The organism is Frateuria defendens, assembly GCF_001182895.1.
Taxonomy (GTDB): domain Bacteria; phylum Pseudomonadota; class Gammaproteobacteria; order Xanthomonadales; family Rhodanobacteraceae; genus Frateuria_B; species Frateuria_B defendens.
This window is the reverse complement of sequence record NZ_LFQR01000008.1, coordinates 1-15,398: the sequence shown is the minus strand read 5'-3', so window position 1 is coordinate 15,398 and position 15,398 is coordinate 1. Positions and strand designations below refer to the sequence as shown.

14 protein-coding genes and 1 pseudogene are annotated in these 15,398 nt (G+C 72.2%); 10 read left to right on the top strand and 5 right to left on the bottom strand.

Going from position 1 to position 15,398, the window contains the following annotated elements; all coding sequences use genetic code 11:
- Window positions 1-12: 12 nt before the first annotated feature.
- Window positions 13-1,362 carry a TCR/Tet family MFS transporter gene (locus ACH65_RS02605; protein ID WP_049621018.1) on the top strand — a complete coding sequence of 450 codons (1,350 nt, stop codon included), beginning with the start codon at window positions 13-15 and terminating at the stop codon, window positions 1,360-1,362.
- The gene (locus ACH65_RS02600) at window positions 1,359-1,865 is read left to right on the top strand and encodes a DUF1993 domain-containing protein (RefSeq protein WP_049621017.1); all 507 of its coding nucleotides are present in this window, start codon (window positions 1,359-1,361) and stop codon (window positions 1,863-1,865) included. The genes ACH65_RS02605 and ACH65_RS02600 overlap by 4 nt, the downstream gene beginning before the upstream one ends.
- A gap of 139 nt (window positions 1,866-2,004) precedes the next feature.
- Here ACH65_RS02600 and ACH65_RS02595 read toward each other — a convergent pair whose 3' ends face one another.
- Both ACH65_RS02595 and ACH65_RS02590 read right to left on the bottom strand, forming a co-directional pair.
- Entirely contained in the window at window positions 2,005-2,499 is a 495-nt protein-coding gene (locus tag ACH65_RS02595; RefSeq protein ID WP_049621016.1) for a DUF6496 domain-containing protein, read from the bottom strand.
- Between the two features lie 189 nt (window positions 2,500-2,688).
- Entirely contained in the window at window positions 2,689-3,186 is a 498-nt protein-coding gene (locus ACH65_RS02590) for a hypothetical protein (RefSeq protein WP_049621030.1), read from the bottom strand.
- Between the two features lie 240 nt (window positions 3,187-3,426).
- Here ACH65_RS02590 and ACH65_RS02585 point away from each other — a divergent pair, with 240 nt between their 5' ends.
- The 4 genes from ACH65_RS02585 to dinG all read left to right on the top strand — a co-directional run bounded on the left by ACH65_RS02585 (window position 3,427) and on the right by dinG (window position 8,490).
- On the top strand, window positions 3,427-5,091 hold the full coding sequence (locus tag ACH65_RS02585) for an NAD(P)/FAD-dependent oxidoreductase (RefSeq protein WP_049621015.1): 1,665 nt from the start codon (window positions 3,427-3,429) through the stop codon (window positions 5,089-5,091).
- A 56-nt stretch (window positions 5,092-5,147) separates the two neighbouring features.
- Window positions 5,148-5,810, top strand: a complete 663-nt coding sequence (locus ACH65_RS02580) for a DsbA family oxidoreductase (RefSeq protein WP_049621014.1) — start codon at window positions 5,148-5,150, stop codon at window positions 5,808-5,810.
- Between the two features lie 210 nt (window positions 5,811-6,020).
- Complete coding sequence (locus ACH65_RS02575) at window positions 6,021-6,305, top strand: hypothetical protein (protein ID WP_049621013.1); 285 nt, start codon at window positions 6,021-6,023, stop codon at window positions 6,303-6,305.
- Window positions 6,306-6,390: 85 nt separating this feature from the next.
- The gene (gene dinG, locus ACH65_RS02570) at window positions 6,391-8,490 is read left to right on the top strand and encodes an ATP-dependent DNA helicase DinG (protein ID WP_049621012.1); all 2,100 of its coding nucleotides are present in this window, start codon (window positions 6,391-6,393) and stop codon (window positions 8,488-8,490) included.
- 220 nt (window positions 8,491-8,710) lie between these two features.
- Here the strand turns inward: dinG and ACH65_RS02565 are convergent, their stop codons facing one another.
- Window positions 8,711-9,808, bottom strand: a complete 1,098-nt coding sequence (locus ACH65_RS02565) for a branched-chain amino acid aminotransferase (RefSeq protein ID WP_049621029.1) — start codon at window positions 9,806-9,808, stop codon at window positions 8,711-8,713.
- Window positions 9,809-10,006: 198 nt separating this feature from the next.
- Here ACH65_RS02565 and ACH65_RS21140 point away from each other — a divergent pair.
- The 4 genes and pseudogenes from ACH65_RS21140 to ACH65_RS02550 form a co-directional block, all read left to right on the top strand.
- Window positions 10,007-10,102 (top strand): annotated as a pseudogene (locus ACH65_RS21140) (AsnC family transcriptional regulator); the annotation flags it as partial.
- An 89-nt stretch (window positions 10,103-10,191) separates the two neighbouring features.
- Window positions 10,192-10,389 (top strand): Lrp/AsnC family transcriptional regulator, encoded by a 198-nt coding sequence (locus tag ACH65_RS21135; RefSeq protein WP_272913754.1) that lies wholly within the window; start codon window positions 10,192-10,194, stop codon window positions 10,387-10,389.
- 305 nt (window positions 10,390-10,694) lie between these two features.
- Complete coding sequence (locus tag ACH65_RS02555; RefSeq protein ID WP_049621011.1) at window positions 10,695-11,273, top strand: NnrU family protein; 579 nt, start codon at window positions 10,695-10,697, stop codon at window positions 11,271-11,273.
- A gap of 273 nt (window positions 11,274-11,546) precedes the next feature.
- Window positions 11,547-11,744 (top strand): hypothetical protein, encoded by a 198-nt coding sequence (locus tag ACH65_RS02550; protein WP_049621010.1) that lies wholly within the window; start codon window positions 11,547-11,549, stop codon window positions 11,742-11,744.
- Window positions 11,745-11,958: 214 nt separating this feature from the next.
- Here the strand turns inward: ACH65_RS02550 and adhP are convergent, their stop codons facing one another.
- Together adhP and ACH65_RS02540 are read right to left on the bottom strand one after the other, a co-directional pair.
- A complete protein-coding gene (adhP, locus tag ACH65_RS02545; protein WP_049621009.1) occupies window positions 11,959-12,987 on the bottom strand; it encodes an alcohol dehydrogenase AdhP in 1,029 nt (342 codons plus the stop codon).
- Window positions 12,988-13,582: 595 nt separating this feature from the next.
- Window positions 13,583-15,398 (bottom strand): AAA family ATPase (locus tag ACH65_RS02540; protein ID WP_049621008.1); only part of this gene is annotated, 1,816 nt, incomplete at its 5' end.

Sequence of the window (15,398 nt, the reverse complement as noted above, 5' to 3'; positions counted from 1 at the left end):
CGCCAGACGGTCATGCCCACGACCACCACCATCACCGAGCCGCGCCGCCGCGCCGCGGTCGCCTTCATCTTCGTCACCATCCTGCTGGACATGCTGGCGTTCGGCGTGGTGATCCCGGTGCTGCCGCACCTGATCCAGCAGCTCTCCGGCGGCGGCCTCGCCGAGGCGGCGTGGTGGGTGGGCGTGTTCTCGGCAGTGTTCGCGCTGGTGCAGTTCGTGTTCTCGCCGGTGCAGGGCGCGCTGTCGGACCGCTACGGGCGGCGGCCGGTGATCCTGATCTCCAACCTCGGCCTGGCGATCGACTTCGTGATCCTGGCGCTGGCGCCCACGCTGTGGCTGCTGTTCGTGGCGCGCGTGGTACTGGGCATCACCGCGGCCAGCTTCACCACCGCCAACGCCTACATCGCCGACATCACGCCCAAGGAGCAGCGCGCCGCCGCCTACGGCATGCTCGGCGGCGCCTTCGGGCTGGGCTTCATCGTGGGGCCGGGGCTGGGCGGCTTCCTCGGCGACATCTCGCTGCGCCTGCCGTTCTGGGTCTCGGCGGGGCTGGCGCTGTGCAACTTCCTCTACGGCTTCTTCGTGCTGCCCGAGTCGCTGCCATCGGAGCGCCGCACGCCGCGCTTCGAGCTGCACAGCGCGCACCCGCTCGGCTCGCTCAAGCTGCTCAAACGCTACCCGCAGGTGCTGGAGCTGGCGGTCGTGATGTTCCTGGTCTACCTCGCCCACTACGTGCTCCAGACCACCTTCGTGCTGTACGCGGACTACCGCTACCACTGGGGCGCGCAGGCAGTGGGCTTCGTGCTGATGCTGGTGGGCGCCTGCGACGGCTCGGTGCAGGCCTTCCTCACCGGCCGCCTGGCGCCGCGCTACGGCGAGCGCCGCGTGCTGCTGGCCGGCATGGCCTGCGGCGTGGGCGCGTTCCTGCTGATGGGGCTGGCCGGCACCGGCTGGGTGTTCCTGCTCGGCGTGCCGCTGATGGCGCTGTGGGGGCTCTCGGGCCCGCCGATCCAGTCGATCATGACGCACCAGGTCGACCCCACCGAGCAGGGCCGCCTGCAGGGCGCCATCACCAGCCTGGGCAGCTTCGCAGGCATCTTCGGGCCGTACCTGTTCGCGCAGGTGTTCGCCTGGTCGATCGCGCCGGGCGCGCCCTGGCACCTGCCCGGCCTGCCCTTCGTGCTGGCCGCCGTGCTGCTGCTGGCCGGCTATGCCATCGCCGCCTGGGCCACCCGCCACCTGGCCGCCGAGCAGCCGGGCGAGGCGGGCGCCGTGCCTGAGCTGCCGTGCGGCGAACCGCCCGCCTCGGCCACGCCGATGGCCGGCCTTCCCTCTTCTTCCTCTACGGAGCACCACTCATGACGCTTTCCATGTACCAGGCCGCCGTGCCGGTATTCATCCGCACCCTCGGCAACCTGCGCCACGTGCTCGGGAAAGGCCAGGCGCATGCGCAGGCGAAGGGCGTCAGCGATGCCGTGCTGCTCGAAACGCGGCTGATCCCCGACATGCACCCGCTGCGGCGGCAGGTGCAGATCGCCACCGACATGGTCACCCGCGGCGCGGCGCGCCTCGCCGGCCTGGAGCCGCCGTCGGTGCCCGACGAGGAGGCCACGTTCGAGCAGTTGTACACGCGCCTCGACCGCACCGTGGACTACCTCAAGAGCTTCACGCCCGAGCAGATCGACGGCAGCGAGCGGCGCGCGATCCACCTCAAGATGCGCGGCAGCGAACTGGACCTGGAAGGCGAGGCCTACCTGCTGCACTTCGTCATCCCCAACCTGTTCTTCCACTGCACCACGGCCTACGCGATCCTGCGCCAGAGCGGGGCGGAACTGGGCAAGTCGGATTTCCTCGGGCCGGCCTGATCCGCGCGGGCAGCCACGCCTTCTGTAAGGAGCGCGCCTTGCGCGCGACCAGCGCAGCTGGTGATGCCGCCACGTCGCGGTCGCGCGCAAGGCGCGCTCCACAGGTGCGGCCCTTCACCGTCGGCGCCGCAAACCGCGCTCAACCCGCCCCGCGGCGCGCCCGCGTGCGTGCGGCCTTCTTGGCGGCCGCGGAGCGGCCGGCGGTGCCCTTGGTGCGGGCCGCCTTCTTCGCCGCGGCCGAGCGCGAGCCGGCGCTGCGCTTGGCGGCGCTCTGCTTGGCCTGCGAGGACAGCGCCTTCGCCGACGCCGCGCCGTGGCCTTCGCGCTTGAGTGCGCCGGCGGTGGCGCGGGCGCGGCGGGCCGAGGGCTTGTGCGGGTGCTCGCCGGCCGCCTCGTCGCGCGCGGCGCGTTTGCGCACGGCCTTGCTGGCGGTCTTCTTCACCGGCACTTTGACGCCGGCGCGGCGGGCCTTGGACAGGCCGATGGCGATCGCCTGCCTGGTGGAGCGGGCGCCGTGCTTGCCTTCGCGCACGTGCTCGATCTCCTCGTGCACGAATTCGCCGGCCTGGGTGCTGGGCGCCTTGCCTTCGCGCTTGTCGCGGGCGGCGGCCTGGCGGGTGCGTTTCTCGGGCATCGTCGAAATCCTCCGGCAAAACATCGCGGACGCCTCGCGCGCCCGTTTCCCGCACCATCCCAGCGACGGCGTGGACAGGCCGTCAAAGTCCGCTGCATGCCGCGTCGACGGGCGATGGGCGCGATGGCGTGCGCCGTGCGAAGCGCGCATCGTCCGCGCCTTCGCATCGCACCGCGATGCCCGCCCCGCTCAACTCATGAAGCTCGGCTTGTCGAACGGCAGCCGCACCGCGCCGGTTTCGACGATGGCGCGGTCGGCCGCGGCGAGCTGCGCTGCGTTGCCGTCGATCACCACCAGGATGCGCCCGGCCTCGATCTCGCCCTCGAACTTGCGCCGCACCGCATCGGGCACCACACTGCCCGACAGCGAGGTCGCCCAGGCGCCGAGCGCGGCGCCGGCGAGCGTGGCGACCACCACGGCGGCGAAGCCGAGATCCAGCGCCGGCAGCGACGCCGCCACGATGCCGGCCAGCAGGCCGGCCGCGCCGCCGCCCAGCGTGCCCTTGATCGCGGCGGGGTAAAAATCGTCGCCGCCGCGCTCGTAGTCCTCGGGAATCTTCTCCATCGCGATGTCCGAGCGCGCCACCATCGAGATGTTCTTGTTCTCGACGCCGGCCTGCCGCGCCGCCGAGACGGCCGCCGCGGCCGCCTGGACATCCCTCGTGCTGTACACCGCCCGCTTCTTCATCGAGGCCTCCGTGTCGCCCGCGGGCCGCCGGCCCGCGCGAGGCATGCACCCGACCGGCCGCCGGAAGCGCGCCGGCGGGGTGGCGGCGGCGAGCCGCACATCGCGGCCGTCCGCCGCCTCCGCCATCGCGGCCTACGACACTAGTTTCGGGACCGTGACAGGCGCGTATCCGGCACGTGCAGGCGGCCGCGGCGCCCGCGCCATGCGAGAATCGCGCTTTGCCCGCCACCCGCTTCGCCCATGCTGCGCCTCACCGACATCAAGCTGCCGCTCGACCACCCCGAGGAGGCCATCGCCGCCGCGATCCGCCACAAGCTCGGCGTGAAGGACACGGCGCTGCGCGGCTACAGCGTGTTCCGCCGCGGCTACGACGCGCGCCGGCGCGGCGCCATCGCGCTGATCTACACGCTGGACGTGGAGGTGGAGGGCGAGGCCGCCCTGCTCGCGCGCTTCGCCGGCGACAAGGACGTGACCGCCACACCCGACACCACCTACCGCTTCGTCGCCCAGGCCGCGTCCGCGCCGGCGCACCGCCCGGTCGTGGTGGGCTTCGGCCCGTGCGGGCTGTTCGCCGCGCTGGTGCTGGCGCAGATGGGCTTCCGGCCGATCGTGCTCGAACGCGGCAAGGCGGTGCGCGAGCGCACCCGCGACACCTGGGACCTGTGGCGCAAGCGCACCCTGCACCCCGAGTCCAACGTGCAGTTCGGCGAGGGCGGCGCCGGCACCTTCTCCGACGGCAAGCTCTACAGCCAGATCTCCGACCCGAAGCACTACGGCCGCAAGGTGCTCACCGAGTTCGTCAAGGCCGGCGCGCCGGCGGAGATCGTCTACGTCAGCAAGCCCCACATCGGCACCTTCCGCCTGGTGTCGATGATCGAGACCATGCGCGCCGACATCGAGGCGCTGGGCGGCGAGATCCGCTTCGGCCAGCGCGTGGAAGACCTCATCGTGGAGACCGATGCCGACGGCGCGCGCCACGTGCGCGGGGTGGCGCTGGCGGGCGGCGAGACGCTGCGCAGCGACCACGTGGTGATGGCGCTCGGCCACAGCGCGCGCGACACCTTCGCCATGCTGCACGCGCGCGGCGTGTACCTGGAACCCAAGCCGTTCTCCATCGGCTTTCGCGTGGAGCACCCGCAGTCGATGGTCGACCGCGCCCGCTTCGGCCCGCAGGCCGGCCACCCGCTGCTGGGCGCGGCCGACTACAAGCTGGTGCACCACGCGAAGAACGGCCGCGGCGTGTACAGCTTCTGCATGTGCCCCGGCGGCACCGTGGTGGCGGCCACCAGCGAGCCCGGCCGCGTGGTCACCAACGGCATGAGCCAGTACTCGCGCAACGAGCGCAACGCCAACGCCGCCATCGTGGTGGGCATCGAGCCGGCCGACTTCGTGCCGTTCGACCCGGCATCGAACATCGACAATGTGCACCCGCTCGCCGGCATCGCCCTGCAACGCGCGCTGGAGAGCCGCGCCTTCGAGCTGGGCGGCGGCGACTACAACGCGCCCGCGCAGTTGGTGGGCGACTTCGTGGCCGGCCGCGCCTCGCAGGCACTCGGCGAGGTGCAGCCCTCGTTCAAGCCCGGCGTGACGCTGGGCTCGCTGGACGGCGCCCTGCCCGGCTACGCCATCGAAGCCATCCGCGAGGCGATGCCCGCCTTCGGCCGCAAGCTGCGCGGCTTCGACCGCCATGATGCGATCTTCACCGGCGTGGAGACGCGCACCTCCTCGCCCGTGCGCATCCGCCGCGGCGAGGGCCTGCAAAGCCTCAACACCCGCGGCCTCTACCCCGCCGGCGAAGGCGCGGGCTATGCCGGCGGCATCCTCTCCGCCGGCGTGGACGGCATCCGCGTGGCGGAGGCGGTGGCGCTGGCGATCGCCGGCGCGGCGGTCGACCTGCCGGCTTGATTTGCGCAGGCTGCGGCAGCACATCGTGAGCCCCGCCCTCCGATAAGGCCTGCGCCATGTCCACGCCGCTTGCGAACCTCCAGATCGACTTCGTCTCCGACGTGGTATGCCCGTGGTGCGCCGTGGGCCTGAACGCCCTCGAGCGCGCGCTCGAGGACGTGAAGGGCGAGCTGCAGGCCGAACTGCACTTCCAGCCCTTCGAGCTCAACCCCGGCATGGGGCCGGCGGGCGAGGACATCGCCGAACACCTCTCGCGCAAGTACGGCCTCACGCCCGCGCAGCTCAAGCAGAACCAGGACGTGCTGGCCGAGCGCGGCGCGGCGGTGGGCTTCGCCTTCGACCTCGACAAGCGCCAGCGCACCTACAACAGCTTCGACGCGCACCGCCTGCTGCACTGGGCCGGGCTCGAAGGCCGCGAGCGCGAGTTGAAGCACGCGCTGCTCGGCGCCTACTTCACCGAGGGGCAGGACATCAGCGCGCACGCGGTGCTGGCGGAGGCCGCGGCCAAGGCCGGCCTCGACCCGGCGCAGGCGCGCGCGGTGCTGGAGCAAGGCCGCTACGCGGAAGAGGTGCGCCAGCAGGAGCGCCACTACCAGGCGCAGGGCATCCACTCGGTGCCCTCGGTGATCGTCAACGGGCGCTACCTGATCCAGGGCGGCCAGCCGCCGGAGGTATTCGCCGAGGCGCTGCGCAAGATCGCGGCCGAGGCGGCGGGCTGAAGCCGCCCCAGCGCCGCACCGGATAGCGGGCAACGGCGATGCCTGTGCAAACAGGACACGACACCGCCGTTCCGTCCGCGAACCTCCCGTAGCGGCGCCATACAAGTAACGGCACATCACGGAAACGTGATGCGCATCACGCATCACCGCTCGTTCTGGCGAGTTCCCTGCATGGCTCCCCGCCATTCGAGCCGCGTGGGGGAATCCGCCATGCAAGCGACCTACGACTGCATCATCGCCGGCGGGCCAGACCATGGCCAGCGCGTGCAGGTGAGCGCCCGCGATCCACTGTACGGCCACCCCGTGCTGGTGGCCTCGGACGGCCAGCTGTGCCGGGCCGCTGCCCGCCTGCATCCGCAGGGCGCCCGCCAGCGCTACGTGCTGGCCCATCCGGCCGCCTCCGGCGCCGAGCTGCTCGGCGTGCTGGCGGCGCAAACTGCCGCCGGTGGGCACCCGCGGCGCACCCCGCGTCACCCTGCGCGGGCGTATCGCTAGCCTCGGCGGCCACGCCGCCGGTCCTGCCGGCCACGAGGCCGCAGCGCGGCGGCCAGTCATCCGGTCATGGGACAATGGCCGGATCATGCTGACCGACGACACCAAGGACGCCATCCGCGCCACCTACGCGCGCCTCAAGGAAGGCCTGCCCGGCTTCCGCCCCCGCCCCGCGCAGGCGCGCATGATCGCCGAGGTGGCCAAGGCGCTGGCGCTGGAAGGCGGCGCCGCCGCCATCGAGGCGCCCACCGGCACCGGCAAGTCCATGGCCTACCTGATCGCCGGCCACGCGGTGGCCCGCGCACAGAAGAAGAAGCTGCTGATCGCCACCGCCACGGTGGCCTTGCAGGAGCAGCTGGTGGAACGCGACATCCCGCTCTATTTGAAGCTCACCGGCACCCACGCCAAGGTGGCGCTGGCCAAGGGCATGGGCCGCTACCTGTGCATGCGCAACCTGCGCATGGCCGCGGCCAGCGTGCAGGAATCGGCGCAGCTCGGCCTGGGCCTGGATGCCGACCTCGCGCTGTGGTCCAAGCCGCCGGCCGAGCGCGACCGGCAGGCGCTCGGCCGGCTCGCCGGCGCGTTCGAGCGCGGCGAGTGGAACGGCGACATCGACGCCGCGCCCGATGCGGTCAGCGACTTCCTGCGGCCGATGGTCACCACCACCGCCGGCGGCTGCACCGGCCGCCGCTGCGCGCACTTCTCCGCCTGCCCGCTGTTCGCCGCGCGGCGCGCCATCGGCGACGCCGAGATCGTGGTGGCCAACCAGGACCTGGTGCTGGCCGACCTCACCATGCCCAACGGGCAGGAGAATTTCGGCGGCGTGATCCTGCCCAAGCCGGAGGAGACGCTGTACGTGTTCGACGAGGCCCACCACGTGCCGGGCAAGGCGGTGGACCGCGGCGCCTCGGAGGTGCACCTCAACGCGGCCGTGCGCCAGCTGAGCCGCCTCGGCCGGCAGGTGCACGCGGCCTATTCGCTCACCGACAAGGAGGTGCTGGGCAAGCTCGCGCTGGATGCCGGCGACGCCAAGCTGCAGGAACTCTCCGACGGCCTGGAAGCGCTGGAGCGCGACATCCGCCTCGCCTGGCAGCCCGACCCGGACGAGCGCGAGCCGGTCTACCGCGGCTCGCTCGGCCAGTTGCCCGAGGCGTGGGTAATGCACGCCGGCGCGCTCTACGCGCTGAGCGCCGAGATCCAGCGCTGGCTGGGCGCGGTGCGCCGCGCGGTGGCCGAGATGAGCGAAGGCGGCCCCACCCAGGAGGCGCTCGCGCGCGAGCTGGGCATGGGGCTGGAACGCATCGACCGCCAGGTCAGCACCTGGCTGGCCTGGACCACCGACGACCCCGAGCACGCGCCGCCGCTGGCGCGCTGGGTGAGCCTCACGCCCGAGCGCCACCTGGTCTGCCACGCCTCGTCGGTATCCGCCGCCAGCCTGCTGCGCAGCGTGCTGTGGGGCAACGCCAGCGCCAGCGTGATGACCTCGGCCACGCTGAGCGCGGGCGGCAACTTCCGCGGCTTCGCCGACGCCGTGGGCCTGCCCGACGAGGCCGCCACGCTCAGTCTGCCCTCGCCCTTCGACCTCGCCAGCCAGGCACGGCTGGAAGTGCCCGCGCTCGCCGCGCTGCCCGACGCGCGCGAGGCGCACGCGCAAGCCATCTGCGACTGGCTGGCCGAACACCTGGACTGGAGCGCCGGCAACCTGGTGCTGTTCACCTCGCGCGCCAAGCTCGACCGCGTCTTGCAGAAGCTGCCGCTGGACAAGGTGCGCAAGGTGCGCGCGCAGGGCTCGCTGGGCAAGGCGCAGCTGGTAGCCGAGCACACCGCGGACGTGGAAGCCGGCAAGGGCAGCACCCTGTTCGGCCTCGCCTCCTTCGGCGAGGGCCTGGACCTGCCCGGCAAGCTCTGCGAGACGGTGGTGATCACCCAGCTGCCCTTCGCCGTGCCCACCGACCCGGTGGGCGCCACCTACGCGGAGTGGCTGGAATCGCGCGGCCGCAACCCTTTCCTCGAAGTGAGCGTGCCGGAAGCCACGCGCCTCCTCATCCAGTACTGCGGCCGCCTGATCCGCACCGAGGCCGACCGCGGCCGCATCGTACTGCTCGACCGCCGCGTGGTCACCAAGCGCTACGGCAGCACCATGCTGCGGGCGCTGCCGCCGTTCCAGCGGGTGATCGAGCGGACGTGAGGCGGCGCGGCGGCAGGCCGCGGACGCCGACGCCAACCCATCGGACGTCCAGACGTCCAAAAAGTCTCATCGCCCCTGTGTAGGAGCGCGCCTTGCGCGCGACCGCCGCGCGACGGCATAACCGCTGCGTAGGCTGGTCGCGCACGAGGTGTGCGCCTACATCGCATCCGGCAGGTTTCGACCACGAGACCGCAGCCAGGCGCCATGAAGTACGACGTGCTCAGAACAGCCGATCCATCCACCCGTGCGCGTCCGGCGCGCGCCCCTGCTGGATGTCCAGCAGCGCCGCCTTCAGGCGGGCGGTCACCGCGCCGGCCCCGCCGTCGCCGATGGTGAAGGCGTGGCGGCGCCCCTTCACCTGGCCGATGGGCGTGACCACGGCGGCGGTGCCGCAGGCGAAGGCCTCGCGCAGCCGGCCGCTGGCCGCGTCGGCCTGCCAGTCGTCGATCGAGTAGGGCGCCTCGCGCACTTCGAGGCCCATGCCGCGGGCCAGGGTGATCAGCGAGTCGCGGGTGATGCCGGGCAGGATGGTGCCGCTCAGCGGCGGCGTCTGCAGCGAGCCGTCGTCGAACACGAAGAACACGTTCATGCCGCCGAGCTCTTCCACCCAGCGCCGCTCCACCGCGTCGAGGAACACCACCTGGTCGCAGCCCTCGCGCGTGGCCTCGGCCTGCGCGGCGAGGCTGGCGGCGTAGTTGCCGCCGCACTTGGCGTCGCCCGTGCCGCCCGGGGCCGCGCGCGTGTAGGTGTCGGACACCCAGATCGTCACCGCCGGCGAGGAGCCCTTGAAGTAGGCCCCCACCGGCGCCGCGATGACGCCGTAGAGGTATTCGGCCGAAGGCTTCACGCCGAGCAGCACCTCGGTGGCGATCATGAAGGGCCGCAGGTAGAGCGCCGAGCCCTCCCCCGCGGGGATCCAGTCCCGGTCCACGCGGACCAGTTCGCGCACGGATTCGAGGAACAGCGCCTCCGGCAGCGGCGCCATCGCGAGCCGCCGGGCAGAGTGTTGGAAGCGGCGGGCGTTGGCCTCGGGGCGGAACAGCGCCGCGCCGCCGTCGGGGAGGCGATAGGCCTTCATGCCCTCGAAGATTTCCTGCGCGTAGTGCAGCACCAGCGTGGACGGATCGAGCGCGAGGCTCTGGCGCGGCCCGATCTTCGCGTCGTGCCAGCCGCGCCCTTCCGCGTAGCGGATGGTCGCCATGTGGTCGGTGAACACGCGGCCGAAGGCCGGGTTCTCGAGCAGGCGCGCGCGCTCCTGCGCCGAGGTGGAATTCGCATTGCGCTCGATCGACCAGATCGGTGCCCCGTCGTTGCCCATGTCAGCCCCCATCGCCTGCCTGAAGCGGCGCCGCGCGCCGATGGGGAGCATCGTAAGCCAAGCGGCGCGGCATGTTGTTGCCAACTTCCAGGCCGGGACGGGGAAAATTGGCGCAGGCATCCGCCTTGTGCTCCCATCGCGGCAGCCCAGGCCAATTTCGCGGGCCCGCGTTTTTCGCGCGGGCCGAGCTAGCGCCGGATGCCTACCCGACTCGACAAGATCGACCGCCGCATCCTGAACGCGCCGAAGGAAGACGGGCGCCTGCAGAACGTGGAGCTGGCCAAGCGCGTCGGCCTCTCGCCCTCGCCCTGCCTGCGCCGCGTGCGCTTGCTGGAGGAATCGGGCGTCATCGAGCGCTACGTGGCGCAGCTCAACCCGCCAAGATGGGCGCCGGGCTCACCGTGTTCGCACGGATGTGGCTGCGCGGGCAGGACGAGGACACCGTGGACAGCTTCATCGCCGCCGTGCGCGACATGCCGGAGGTGACCGAGTGCTACCTGATGGCCGGTGACTGCGACTTCCTCCTGCGCGTGGTGGTGGCGGACCTGGACGCCTACCGCCAGTTCCAGCTCCCCCCCTGACCCGCCTTGCCGTGGTGCAGAGCGTCAAGACGGAAATCCCCATGCAGAAGATCAAGCAGACCTCGTGGACCGCGCTCCGAGGGGCGGCTTGCGCTTTCGTTTCACAGGAGCGCGCCTTGCGCGCGACAGCTCCGCGCCGTAGCAGAGCACCGTGGCGCCGCGGTCGTGCGCAAGACGCGCTCCTTACAACAGCGGCAACGCCTAGGGGGTGATCATGGGCAGGCGGCGCGTTTCGCCCGCCGGATGGCGCGGCGCCGCCGCGGGCGCGCCTATACTCGCGCCACACCCGCCCCGGAGCCGCCGCCATGCCCGTGCTGATCCTCGGTCTCGTGATCTTTCTCGGCCTGCATTCGCTGCGGCTGTTCGCCAACGGCTGGCGGGCACGCCAGCTGGCGGCCTGGGGCGAGATGAAATGGAAGGGCCTGTACTCGCTGGTGTCGATCGTCGGCTTCGTGCTGATCGTGGTCGGCTTCGGCATGGCGCGGCGCACGCCGGTGCTGCTGTACGCGCCGCCGATGTGGCTGGTGCACCTCAATGCACTGTTCACCCTGGTCGCCTTCGTGCTGCTCGCGGCGGCCTACGTGCCGGGCAACCATATCAAGGCCAAGCTCGGGCACCCGATGGTGCTGGGCGTGAAGGCCTGGGCCTTCGGCCACCTGCTCGCCGCCGGCATGCTGCGCGACGTGGTGCTGTTCGGCGCCTTCCTGCTGTGGGCCATCGTGCTCTACGCGGGCTCGCGGCGGCGCGACCGGCTGGCGGGCACGGTCTACCCGGCCGGCACCGCGCGCGGCGACGTGCTCGCCGTGGTCATCGGCGTCGCCGCCTGGGCGCTGTTCGCCTTTCTGCTGCATGGCTGGCTGATCGGGGTGCGGCCGTTTGGCTGAGAGCCTGTCAGATCTTGCCGCCGAAAGGCATCGAAGCTGGACCGCGCCTGGCGCGCGACCGCGGCGCCATGCCCCCGCCGCTACGTCGGCTTGTCGCGCGCAAGGCACGCTCCTTACAGCACGGGCGATGCCGCGCCCGCCTCGCGAGCTGCCTTGCCGCCGCCGGCCGAGCGAAAGCCCCAGGACGGCCGCACCCGGCCATGACCTGCGGCACCTGCGGCGGCGGGGGACGCGCGCTATCGTGGGCGCCGGTCCCTCTCCGGGAGAACGCCCATGGTCGGCTTCCTGCTCTGGCTGTTGCTGCTGGTGGTGTGCTGGCCGCTCGCACTGCTGGCGCTGCTGCTCTATCCCATCGTGTGGCTGCTGTGCCTGCCGTTGCGGCTGGTGGGCATCACGGTGAGCGCGGTGTTCGCCTTCCTCGGCGCGCTGCTGATGCTGCCGGCGCGGGTGCTGCACGGGCGTCCGGCCTGAGAGCCTGTTCACGATCTCCCAGTAGCCCGCGTTGTTCCTCAACAGACTCTGAGCGCAGGCGGGCACGGCGGCGCCGTCGTCGAGGGTGCAGCGTCGCCGAGGCCGATGCACCGGCACGGCCCGTGCGGCCCGCCCGAAAACGCTCCCGCCCGGCGGTGGCCCCTGTCCGAACCACCGCCGGGCGTAGCGCCCCCTGTAACCGTGGCCGCCCGGATCAGGCAGCGAAGTCGAGCACCACGCGGCCCTCGATCTGGCCCGCGCGCATGCGTGCGAAGACGTCGTTGATGTTGTCCAGCTTGTCGGTGCTGACGGTGGCGGCGACCTTGCCTTCGCCGGCGAAGTCCAGCGCCTCCTGCAAATCCAGCCGCGTGCCGACGATGGAGCCGCGCACGGTGATGCCGTTGATCACCATGCCGAAGATGTCGAGCGGGAAGCTCCCCGGCGGCAGGCCGTTGAGCGACACCGTGCCGCCGCGGCGGACCATGCCCTGCGCCTGCTCGAAGGCCTTGGGCGACACCGCCGTCACCAGCGCGCCGTGGGCGCCGCCGATCTCCCGCTTGAGGTAGGCGGCCGGGTCGGTGGCCGTGGCGTTGACGGTGATCGCCGCGCCGAGCTTCTTCGCCAGCGCCAGCTTGGCGTCGTCCACGTCCACCGCGGCCACGTTGAGGCCCATGGCGCGGGCGTACTGCACGGCCATGTGGCCGAGGCCGCCGACGCCGGAGATCACCACCCAGTTGCCCGGCCGCGTGTCGGTGACCTTGAGGCCCTTGTACACGGTGACGCCCGCGCACAACACCGGCGCGATCCCCACGAAACCCACGTTGTCCGGCAGGCGGCCGACGTAGTTCGCGTCGGCCAGCGCATATTCGGCGAAGCCGCCGTTGACCGAGTAGCCGGCGTTGCGCTGCGACTCGCACAGCGTCTCCCAGCCGCCCAGGCAGTGCTCGCAGTGGCCGCAGGCGGAGTACAGCCACGGAATGCCCACACGGTCGCCCTCCTTCACGTGGGTGACGCCCGCACCCACCGCCACCACGTGGCCCACGCCCTCGTGGCCGGGAATGAAGGGCGGGTTGGGCTTCACCGGCCAGTCGCCCCCGGCCGCGTGCAGGTCGGTGTGGCAGACGCCGCAGGCCTCGATCTTGACCAGGAGATCGCCAGGGCCGGGACGCGGCACCGCCACCTCGCGGATCTCCAGCGGCTGGCCGAACGCGGTGACCACCGCGGCCTTCATCGTTCGTTGCATGCGCGTGCCCTGCTGCGTGGATAACCGCGACAGGATGGCGCCGGGGGCCGGGGGCGATGTTGACCCAGGTCATCTCGCGGGCAAGTTACGGATAGCTGGCGGGCGGCAGCCCCCTGCCCGGAGAGAAGGCAGAACGCACACGCCAAGCTCGCCGCAGGCTGCTCCCTCCCCGCCTGGGATAGGACACAGCCGCGGCGCCCTTACTTCGAACAGGCGTCACCGCGCCTGCCCCTCACCTCGGTCCTCTCCCCGGAGGGGAGAGGAAGCGAGGCGTGGTGCGCCATGCTCGTTGCGCCGATGCCGTTGGAAGCACGGGGCAGGCGCTCAAGCCGGCGCATCCCAGCGCCCCGCCTTCAACGCCGCCCTTCCTCGTCGGCGAACAGCCGCGAGCGGGTGAGGAAGCGCACGCCCTCGCGGCGCGCGGTGGCCCCAAGCCATGCAGCAGTTCCAGGATGCCCAGCTTCAACAAACGCAGCAGTCAGCGCAGGCACAGAATCAGCAGCAGACACAGGGCACAGCTCTGCAGAGGTAGGCAGTGCTGTCAGCGCCCCCTAGGGAATGACCGGAAGACCGAAAGACCCGGTTGAGGCGCCTATCAAGCCGCCTTCTCCTCCCGCCTGCGCTTCAACACCGCCACCGGCTCCGCCCAGGCACTCCCCCCACGCCGCTTGCTGGTCGCCAGCACGCAGTCGGACGGCTCGAACACGTTGAGGTTGTGGGTGATGGGGGTGGTGAGGATGTACTGGGCGTCGGTGGAGCGGAGGAAGCGGCCGACCTTCTCGATGTTGAAGACGTCCAGGTGGGCGAAGGGCTCGTCGATGAAGACGAAGCCGCCGGGCTGGTCCTCGTCGCGCAGCAGGGCGACCAGGAGCAGCAGGGATTTCATCACCTGCTGTCCACCGGAGGCTTCGCCGTCGTCGAGGCCGATCCAGCCCTTGCGGTCGAAGTCGAAGCGCACGGTGAGGCCGGCCTGGGCCAGGGCCACATCGTCGTTGGCCAGCTCGGGCATCTCCACGTCCACGCCGATGCCGGCCAGCTCACCGAGCGCGGCGAGGTTCTTCTTGTAGCGGCGCACGGTGGCGCGCAGCACGTTGATGTAGGCGCCGCGCGCCTCCTCGGTGAGGCGGCGGGCGTGGTTGAGGTGGGCCTCGCGGCGGGCGATGGCGTTCTCCAGGCCCGCGTGGTCGGCAGCGATCTTGTCGCGCAGCGGCACGCAGGCGTCGTCCTGGATGAAGTCGCCCAGTTCGATGCGCCGGTCGATGCGCTCCATCTCGCGCCGCACCGCCGAGGCGCTTTCGAACTCCTCGCGCGCCGCGTGCAGCGCGGCGGCGGTGCGCCAGGCCGGCGGCATCTGCGCGCGGCGGCGGCGGAAGTCGAGGATGCGCTGGACCAGGGCACGGCGTTCCACCTCGACCTGCTGGCCGCGCTCGCGCAGTTCGTCGGCCAGGGCCTTGATCTCGCCCTCGCGCTTGGCGGTGGCGACGCTATCGGCCTTGTCGCGGTCGAGCGCGGCGGTGAGCGCGGCGCGGGCCTCGGCGAGCGCGGCGGCCGCGTCGGCGGCGGCCTGCTGCAGGGCCGGCAGGCGCGCGGCGGCATCGGCGAACTCGGCGGCGCGGGTGACCAGCTCCTGGCCGGCGTCGAGCCCGAGCAGGCGCGACTGGTCGGCATCCACCTGACGGCTCAGCGCGGCCAGCTCGGCCTGGCGCGACTGCTCGCGCTGGGCCAGCGTGGCCTGCTCGGCCTTGAGCGCGGCGAGCCGGCCCTGGCGGGCGCCGGCGCCGAAGTGCTGCGCGCCACCGCCGATCTGGCGGGCACCGCGATGCTCGCGCAGGTAGCCCTTGGCGGTGATCCAGTCCTGGCCCTTGGGCTGGCGGCTGCCCTCGGCGGTGTCGGCCACGCGCCGCAGGCGGTCGAGCTGGCGCGGCAGCCACTCGGGCGGCTCGGCGGAGAAGTTCACCACGTCGAGCAGCGAGCCCGGCGTGGCGCGGGGCACGGGCGCGCGGTCGGCCACCACGAAGTGGCGGTACTGCATCTGCTCGCCAAGCTGCCATGCGGCGCGGGCATCCTTGGGGTTTTCCAGCACGATCAGGTGACGGTACGGCGCGAGCACCGCCTCCACCGCCGTCGCCCACGGCGGGTCGGCGATCTCTACCAGCTCGGTGAGCACGTGGTGCGCGATGCCGGCGCGCTCCAGCGCGGCGCGGAAGTCGCGCTCGAAGGGCTCGACGATGCGCCCGCCGCCGCTCAGCGCCGCGAGCTGCGCGGCGATCTCGCCGGCGCGCTGGCGCTCGCGCGTGCCCTCCAGGCGCAGCTCGGCCTGGCGGCTGCGGCCCTCCTCGACCTGGCGGCTCAGCGCCTCCACGTCCACCGCGCCGCGCTGGGCCTGCAGGCGGGCGAGGCCGTCGCGGCGC